The organism is Streptomyces sp. NPDC051064 (assembly GCF_044455985.1).
Classification (GTDB): Bacteria; Actinomycetota; Actinomycetes; order Streptomycetales; family Streptomycetaceae; genus Streptomyces.
The window spans coordinates 1,089,674-1,096,648 of the sequence record NZ_JBITFK010000001.1; the positions used below are offsets into that span (position 1 = coordinate 1,089,674).

Below are 6,975 nucleotides of genomic sequence, written 5' to 3' on the forward strand. Positions count from 1 at the left end.
CGTCCGCACCCGGACGGAAACCCGTCCGGTTCCCGGTACGGGCCCGGCCCGTACCGGGCGGCCCGGCCGGAGGGGCCCCGGGGGCACGAAGGGCCTGGTACGGAGGTCCGTACCAGGCCCTTCACCGGCGCATTCCCGCTACGCCTGTGCTCAGTCACTCACCGCTGGTCTGCGGCTTCTTCCGGCGGAGCAGGAAGACCGCGCCGCCGCCGAGAACGACCAGGGCGATGGCGACACCCGCGATGACGGGGGTGGCGCTGGAACCGCCGGTCGCCGCGAGGTCACCCTCCGCAGCGGGGGTGCTCGCGGCGGGCGTGGGCTCGGAGCCGGTCTGGGTGGTGACGTCGTCACCCGGGGCGGGGGTGCCGGCGGTCTCGCAGTCCAGGACGCCCTTGAAGTTCTTGCTGAAGCCGCCGGGGCCGGTGATCGTGAAGTCGTAGGCCTCGTCCTCGCCGACCGGGACGGTCACCGTGCGGGTCTCACCGGCCGGGATGGTGTGCTCGGTGCCGGCGAGCTCGAAGGTGAACGCCTCGTCACCCGTGTTGCTCACGGTGATGTCGACGCCGCCCTTGGCGCAGTTCTTCTGCGAGGTCACCGCCGGGACGGCACCCTTCTCGGCCCAGGTGGCGGTCGCCGTCGCGGAGACGGTCGACTCGCTGGAGCCGGCGAGGATCATCGTCTGGCTCTTGATCAGCCCGGCGAAGACCCGGCCCACGGGCACGGAGGTCGAGGCCTGGACGGAGAACGAGGCGGAGCCGTCGGTGGCGTCCTCGGGGACGGAGAAGTAGAGGTCGGCGCCATCGGCGGCCTCGGTGACAGGCTTGCCGGCCTTGTCGGTGACCTGGACCCCGCTGGCGGCGGCGTCGACGGGCGGTGCCACCGCGACCTGCCCGGCGTCGGTGTGGACGGTGATCGGACCCAGCTTCTCACCGGCCTTGCCGGAGACCGCGGCTGGAGACAGCCCCACGGACGCCTTGGGCTCCGCGACGTTCTGGGCGTTCGCCTCCAGCCAGTCGGCGAGCTTCTCGGCGTTCGCGTCCTTGGCCGTCACGTCGGCCTTGTCCGAGAAGCGCCAGATGGCGACCTGGGTGCCGGCGGCGGCGGTCTTCTCGTCGAGCGGGCCGGTACCGGCCTTCTCGGCGAGCGCCGCGAAGTCGTTGACCTGCGGGTAGGAGTGCTGCAGGATCCAGCGCACCTTGCCGGCGTCCTCGTTGGTGCCGAGCGAAGACTGGTCCCAGGGGGTCTCCAGGTACTTCGCGCCGTCCTTGGTGGGCGTGTGGAAGTCGATGCAGTACGTCTGGATCGTGCCGCCGCCGTCGACCTTCATCTCGAACAGGCCGGCGGGCAGCTCCTGGGGCTTCTTGCCCTCACCGGTGTTGAGCTGGGCGGTGCCGTAGGTCTTCAGACCGTCCAGCACGGCGACCGCCCCACCCTGGTGCTGACCCGTCTCGTCCGCCGGCGCGGCCGTGGCGGCCGTCGCTCCGACGATCGTTCCCGCGGCGACCAGCCCGGTGGCCAGCATCGCGGCGGCCGCCCTGACGAGACCGCGGCCCTTGCTTCGGCTCCCTGGGGAGCCCTCCGTCGCCGCCGTCGACGACGAAGTGGATGCTGAAGACACAGAAAACACAGAATTCCCCTCCGGGCGAGACCTTCACGCATGATGCGCGTGTGGGAGGTGCCCCGCCAGCAAACTCAAGTGCCGCATGAGTACTGGGGAATCGTAAGGAGCCGAGCGAACGGGAATCCCCGTCATGCCGTCAGATAAGCATTCCGACTCGTAATCGTTATAGCCCTGTTCGGCGCGCCCCCTCCCCTTCAGGACACCGATGCCATTTCCGTGGCTGGTTTCTGACGATGCGTAGGCGCCGTCAGGGCGGGGCCGGCTCTGACGACGCGCCGGAACGCCGCCGTCCCCCTGGTCAGGTCGTGTCCCACCGCCACCGCCTCGATGTCCACAGAGGTCTTCCACACCCCGTCCCGCTCCTCCTCGCGCACCTTCAGGCGGCCGTGCACGACGAGCGGCTCTCCGACCGAGACCGAACCGGACAGATTCGCCGCCAGCGTCCGCCGCGCCCACACCGTGTAGAAGCTGGTGCGGCCGTCCGTCCAGGCTTGCTGCTCCCGGTCCCACCGCCGGGGCGTCACCGCCAACCGGAACCGCGCCGTCGGCCCCGTGGCCGCCTCCCGGAAGTCCACCGCGGTCGCGGCGTTTCCCACCAGCGTCACCAACGTCTCGTTCATTTCCCAGGCCCCCGATTCCTGCCGCATTCCGTCCGCTTTCCGGCCCGCTGTCCGCCCTGCACCGATGCGGTGCGATGACGTGCGATCCGGTGCGTCTGTCTGATCCGCTGCGAACCATGCTGGACGGAAAGCGGGAATCCCGCCGAGGCCTGTGGATTACCCGCCGGTTGTGGACAATTCCGTCACCGCCACATATCGCTCCCGCACCTCGCGGTAGCGGGCCAGTTCCGCCGCCACCGGGTCGAGGACCCTGACCCTGCCGCATCCGGCGGCGGCCTCGCGGAGCCGCCTTTCCGCCTCCTGCCCGTACCGGCGCGCGGGCCCCCGCGCCGCCGCCGCGCACGACCACTCGACGAGCGGCCCGCCGACCACTCCGGCCAGCATGAGCAGGGCCGGGGTGAGCAGGCCCGGTTCGAGCACGCCCACGATCTGGCCGAGCAGCCACAGCCCGCCGAAGATCTGGAGCAGCGTCATCGAGGCCTGCGCGAGCACCGCCGCGGGCCACCATGCCGGGCGGGGCGGCCTGGCGACGCGGCCGCCCAGCGCACCGGCGACGGGCGCGGTGGCCCTGCCCACGGAACCGGAACCGGAACCAAAACCCGCGGAACCGGAACCACGCTTGCCCTGTCCCGCCGCAGTAGCCGCCCCGCCCGAGCCCCACACACCCGGGCCCACGGAAGCGGACCCCGTGTCCGCGGCGCCCCCGCGGCCTCGGCCGCCGGCTCCCGCCTGCGCGTTCCGTGACAGCTCGTCCAGCGCCTCCGGCAGCCCCTTCGCGCCGTTCACCGCCGTCTCGCGCACGGCCTGCGCCCACGGCGCGGGCAGCCCGTCCACCGCGTCGTCCGCCAGCTTCCGTACGGCCTGCTCCACGCGCTGCCGGGCGGTGAGCTCCTCCTCCGGCGGTGCGAGGGCCTGCGCCATCAGGTCGAGGCCGCCGCCCAGCTGCCGGGTGGACTCGTACCAGCGCCACAGCCGCAGCCAGGGCGTCCCGCAGGCCCGCCCGGCGTTCCTCCGCCACTCGCGCTCCGCCGCCTGGCCCGCCGCCGCCGCGCCGACGGCTTCCGAGAGCCGGTCGGTGAATTCCTCCCGGGCCCGCTCGCCGAGCCCCGGCCGCCCCTCGGCGACGTACACCGGCCGGAGCCGCGCGGCGGCCGCGTCCACGTCGGCGGAGAGCCTGCGCGCCGCCGCCGTACGGGCCTGGACGAACCTGCCGAGCAGCTCGCGCAGGTCGCCCACCCCTGCCCCGGTGAGCGCGGACAGGGACATGACGGTGGCGCCCGGCTCTCCGTGCTCCCCCACCGCCATGCCGTCCTCGTCGAGCAGCCGGCGCAGGTCGTCCAGGACCAGGTCGGCGGCCTCGCCGGACAGCCGGTCGATCTGGTTGAGCACGACGAAGGAGATCTCGGCGTGCCCGGCGAGGGGCCGCAGATAGCGTTCGTGCAGGGCGGCGTCGGCGTACTTCTCCGGGTCGACGACCCAGATCACCGCGTCGACCAGGGACAGCACCCGGTCCACCTGCTCACGGTGGCCGGTCGCCGCCGAGTCGTGGTCGGGCAGGTCGACCAGGACGAGCCCCTGCAGCGCCTCGTCGGTGGCCGTGCCGCCCTGCACCGGCCTGCGCCGGAGCCGGCCGGGGATGGCCAGCCGGTCGAGCAGTCCGGCGGCGCCGTCGGTCCAGCTGCAGGCGATCGGGGCCGAGGTCGTCGGCCGGCGCAGCCCCGTGTCGGAGATCTGGACGCCCGCGAGCGCGTTGAAGAGCGCGGACTTACCGCTGCCGGTGGCCCCCGCGAGGGCGACGACCGTGTGCCGGGAGGAGAGCCGCTGGCGCGCCGACGCCTCGTCGAGCACCCGGCCGGCCTCGGCGAGGGTGTCCGCGTCGAGCCGGGCGCGGGAGAGACCGACCAGTTCGCGCAGTGCGTCCAGCCGTGGCCGCAGCGGGCTGCCGGGCAGTCCGTACGCCTCGACCTGGGGCCCCGGTTCGTCGTCCTGGGGAGTCCGCTCGGCCTCCGCGCCCTCCTGCGCGGCGTCGGCGGCACGGCGCGCGATGAGCCCGTCGTCCCACCGCCTGCCGTCGTCCAGCCCGGCGTCTTCCGCGCCCTCGTGCTCCGGTCCCTGTCCATGGTCCCGGCCCTGGTCAGTGACGGCAGTCATCGCTGCCACCTCTCCTTCTGCAGTACGGACAGCGCGGCGATGAGTTCGGCCTGCGGCTCGGGTGCGACGTCGAGCGCGTCCAGCGGGGCGAGGCGCCGGTCGCGCTCGCCGTGCATGACCTGGTCCAGGCAGTCGGTGAGCAGCGCCCCGCCCTTGTCGCGGAGGCGCAGCGCCCCCTGGGCGCCGATCCGTTCGGCGAGCTGCTCCCCGGCGCCCCTGGCGCGGCGGCCGCCGAGAAGGGCGGCGGCCAGCAGCGCGGCCACCGTCTCGGCGTCGGGCGCGGCATTGCGTTCGAGCAGCCGCGCCTCCTCCTCGGCGAGCTCCTCCAGGACGCGCCGCCAGCGCCGTACGGCCATGGCGATCCGGCCCTGGATGTCCTCGGCGGGCCCCCACCCGCCGGCCTCCCGGCCGGCGTCCTCGAACCGGAAGATCCCGGCGGCGGGCTCCCGCTGCCAGATCGTGCGGATCTGCTCGTCGGAGGCCGCCACGGCGCACTGGAGCAGAGCGATCAGGCTCTCCACGAGTGCGTCCAGCAGCTCCCCCTCGGTGCTGTAGAGCGGATATCCGCGCCACCGGGTGCGGGCGCCCCCGGCGAGCACCGCGCCGTCGCGGAGCCTCCGTCGCACGCGCGAGAGCTCCTTCCCGTACGCCTCCTCGACCACGCCGGTCAGCCGTACGGCCGCGGCGTACTGCGCGGCGACGGCCCCGGCCAGCTCGGGCATCCGTACGTTGAGCGAGTCGATGACCCCGGACGCCGTACGTCCCACGGCCTGCTGACGGGCCGCCGGGTCCTGCGCCCGGTGTGTGAGCCAGGCGCGCAGGGGTGCGACGGCGGTGGTGGGCAGCAGTCCGCTGCCTCCGCCCGCGGACTCGGGGAGCTCCGGGATGGTGAAGCGGGGCACCTCGCCGAGGCCGGCCCGGGTGAGCAGGGCTGCGTACTGCCGGGACACCTCGGCGATCACCTGGTGCGGCACCCGGTCCAGGACGATGACGAGGGAGGCGTCGTACTCCTTGGCGGTGCGCAGCAGATGCCACGGCACGGCGTCCGCGTACCGGGACGCGGTGGTCACCATGACCCATACGTCGGCGGCGCAGATGAGTTCGGCGGCCAGGACCCGGTTCCGGACGACGAGGGAGTCGATGTCCGGGGCGTCCAGGAGCGCGAGCCCCCGGGGCAGGGTCGCCGCGGTCTCCACACGCAGCACGGTGTCGTCCCGGTCCCCGTCGGCCCCGAGGTGGTCGAGCCCGTCCGGGTCCGGGATCTGCCCCGGCGGCAGCCACACCCTGGTCAGCTGCGGCAGCACCCGCACCCCGGCGAACCAGTGGTGGTCGTCCGGGTGGCAGACGAGTACGGGGGTCCGCGTGGTCGGGCGCAGCACACCGGCCTCACTGACCCGGCACCCCACCAGCGAGTTGACGAGCGTGGACTTGCCGGCTCCGGTGGATCCGCCGATCACCGCGAGCAGGGGTGCCTCGGGATCCTTGAGACGGGGTACGAGGTAGTCGTCGAGCTGGGCGAGCAGTTCGGTCCGCGTCTGCCGGGCGCGTGGGGCCCCCGGCAGGGGAAGTGGAAGACGCACGGCAGCGACACGGTCGCGCAGGGCGGAAAGTGCGTCGATGAGCTGGGGCCGTACATCCATGGTTACCACATGTGAAGAATGCCCAATTTTGACGCCTTTTTGAAGCGTATAGGCCCCTCTGCGCGGCGGATCCACCCTGGGGGACAGAGGGGACGAGTGGGGCGCAGGCATAACGAGTGCACAACACCCGGGGCGCGAGGCGTCAAAAGCGATGCATGAATCGCACCCACCTGCGATTATCGGTTCGCTTCACTGAACCTCCACATCGTGCCACGCAGGTGAAGCAACCGGGACGAGGTGATCTGAGCCCTATCCTTGTCCCCGCAAGGTCACGGATGGCTTGAACCAGCGCCCTCCGGGACACCCGGCCCCCGTAGCTCAGTGGATAGAGCAGGCGCCTTCTAAGCGCTTGGCCGCAGGTTCGAGTCCTGCCGGGGGCACACATCGCGCACCACTGTGAGGCCCTCCGACCCGGAGGGCCTTTCCGCTGGTCGGACGCAGACTAGAGGGTGGCCCGTAGAGCGCGCGTAAGCGCCGGACCGGCCTCGGGCGGTTGCGAGGACGGTCCGGCGCTGTCCGGCTGTCACCGGGGCGGGGGTGCGGGCATGCAAGCGCTTGGCCCGGGACTCCTTCTTACAGGGACGCTCAGCGATTCACTTCTGCACCGGCGGGCAGGTGCCCGTGTCCTCGCCGATGGAGTTGATCTCGGCGTTCGAGCGGGAGTCGCCCGCGTAGTTCACCTGGTCCGTGCACTTCGTGTCCGGGTCCTTCGGCGTACCCGACGCCTCGTCGGACTCCTGCACCGGCGGGCACGTACCCGTGTCCTCACCGATGGAATTGATCTCGGCGTTCGAACGGGAGTCACCCGCGTAGTTCACCTGGTCCGTGCACTTCGTGTCCGGGTCCCTCGGCGTACCCGACGCCTCGTCGGACTCCTGCACCGGCGGGCACGTACCCGTGTCCTCACCGATGGAATTGATCTCGGCGTTCGAACGGGAGTCAC

At 72.5% G+C, this 6,975-nt stretch carries 4 protein-coding genes, 1 tRNA gene and 1 pseudogene; 1 reads left to right on the plus strand and 5 read right to left on the minus strand.

Annotation, left to right across the window (positions count from 1 at the left end):
* Positions 1–154: 154 nt before the first annotated feature.
* The 4 genes from ACIBCU_RS05090 to ACIBCU_RS05105 form a co-directional block, all read right to left on the minus strand.
* A complete protein-coding gene (locus ACIBCU_RS05090) occupies positions 155–1,522 on the minus strand; it encodes a Cys-Gln thioester bond-forming surface protein (protein WP_399229732.1) in 1,368 nt (455 codons plus the stop codon).
* Positions 1,523–1,815: 293 nt separating this feature from the next.
* On the minus strand, positions 1,816–2,241 hold the full coding sequence (locus tag ACIBCU_RS05095; RefSeq protein ID WP_399229301.1) for a single-stranded DNA-binding protein: 426 nt from the start codon (positions 2,239–2,241) through the stop codon (positions 1,816–1,818).
* Between the two features lie 156 nt (positions 2,242–2,397).
* Positions 2,398–4,392, minus strand: a complete 1,995-nt coding sequence (locus ACIBCU_RS05100) for a GTPase (protein WP_399229303.1) — start codon at positions 4,390–4,392, stop codon at positions 2,398–2,400.
* Positions 4,389–6,032, minus strand: a complete 1,644-nt coding sequence (locus ACIBCU_RS05105; RefSeq protein ID WP_362926599.1) for a dynamin family protein — start codon at positions 6,030–6,032, stop codon at positions 4,389–4,391. The genes ACIBCU_RS05100 and ACIBCU_RS05105 overlap by 4 nt, the downstream gene beginning before the upstream one ends.
* 307 nt (positions 6,033–6,339) lie before the next feature.
* On the opposite strand from ACIBCU_RS05105, the gene ACIBCU_RS05110 reads away from it, so the two are divergent.
* Positions 6,340–6,412, plus strand: a tRNA-Arg gene (locus ACIBCU_RS05110).
* A 213-nt stretch (positions 6,413–6,625) separates the two neighbouring features.
* Here ACIBCU_RS05110 and ACIBCU_RS05115 read toward each other — a convergent pair.
* Positions 6,626–6,975: pseudogene (locus tag ACIBCU_RS05115) on the minus strand (hypothetical protein); the annotation flags it as partial.

Coding starts and splice junctions, on each gene's coding strand:
- ACIBCU_RS05090 (WP_399229732.1), bottom strand. CDS start 1,522: ATGCTGGCCACCGGGCTGGTCGCCGCGGGAACGATCGTCGGAGCGACG.
- ACIBCU_RS05095 (WP_399229301.1), bottom strand. CDS start 2,241: ATGAACGAGACGTTGGTGACGCTGGTGGGAAACGCCGCGACCGCGGTG.
- ACIBCU_RS05100 (WP_399229303.1), bottom strand. CDS start 4,392: ATGACTGCCGTCACTGACCAGGGCCGGGACCATGGACAGGGACCGGAG.
- ACIBCU_RS05105 (WP_362926599.1), bottom strand. CDS start 6,032: ATGGATGTACGGCCCCAGCTCATCGACGCACTTTCCGCCCTGCGCGAC.